The sequence below is a fragment of the Leisingera sp. F5 genome, from assembly GCF_001593695.1.
In genome coordinates, this window is sequence record NZ_LUKH01001415.1 from 1 (window position 1) to 1,044 (window position 1,044).

General features: G+C 62.8%; 1 pseudogene. It reads right to left on the minus strand.

The annotated features are described in order from the left end of the window. Positions 1–1,044 (minus strand): annotated as a pseudogene (locus tag A2I95_RS41890) (diguanylate cyclase); the annotation flags it as partial.

Genomic DNA, 1,044 nt, shown 5'->3' on the forward strand with positions numbered 1-1,044 from the left:
GCGTACAGCGCCTCGCGGCCCCAGGGATCGGCGTCTTCGGGGCCGTCGATCAGCAGGGTGCAGCATTTCACGCGCACGCCGGTCTCGATCAGCTTTTCCTTGCCGTGGAAATCTTTTTCCAGGTCGATAAAGCGCGGCAGGTCGGCTTCCAGCGGGGTCGCGTCGCGGCCCAGTTCGTTGCCGAAGGCGCGATAGGATTTCTCCTGGCGCAGCCAGTTCTGGGCGCGCGCACCCACCAGTTTCATACCGTGCTTCTCACCGGCCTTTTCCAGCAGATCGAACAGGTAGTTCTGCATCTCCATCGGGTGGTGCAGTTCCCAGCCGAGTTCACCTGTATACGCCACACGGATCGCATTGACCGGGCACATGCCCAGTTCGATCTGACGGGCCGACAGCCAGGGGAAACGCTTGTTGGACAGTGCGGTTTCCGGATCGGCGTCGTTGATGATCTCTTTCAGCACGTCGCGCGATTTCGGACCGGCAATCGCAAACACGCCCCACTGGGTGGTCACGTCCTGCAGCTCGATACGGCCGAACTCAGCTTCCTTGTCCGCGATCGCCTTCTTCAGGAAGTCGGCGTCGTATTCGGTCCAGGCGCCAGCGGACACCAGGTAATACTCGTCGTCCTTCAGGCGGACGATGGTGTACTCAGTCCGGGTGGTGCCAAGAACGGTCAGCGCATAGGTCAGGTTGATACGGCCGACCTTGGGTAGTTTGTTGCAGGTGAACCAGTCCAGGAACTGAGTGGCACCGGGACCCTTGACGATGTGCTTGGTGAACGCGGTTGCGTCGACCAGGCCAACACCTTCGCGGATTGCCTTGGCTTCGTCCACGGCATGCTGCCACCAGCCGCCGCGGCGGAAGGAGCGGGCATCGTGGTCGAAGTTCTCAGGCGCATCGACGGGGCCGAAGTAGTTCGGGCGTTCCCAGCCGTTGACCCAGCCGAACTGTGCGCCGCGGGCTTTCTGACGGTCGAACGCAGGCGCGGTGCGCAGCGGGCGGGCTGCCGGGCGCTCTTCGTCCGGGTGGTGCAGGATATAGACG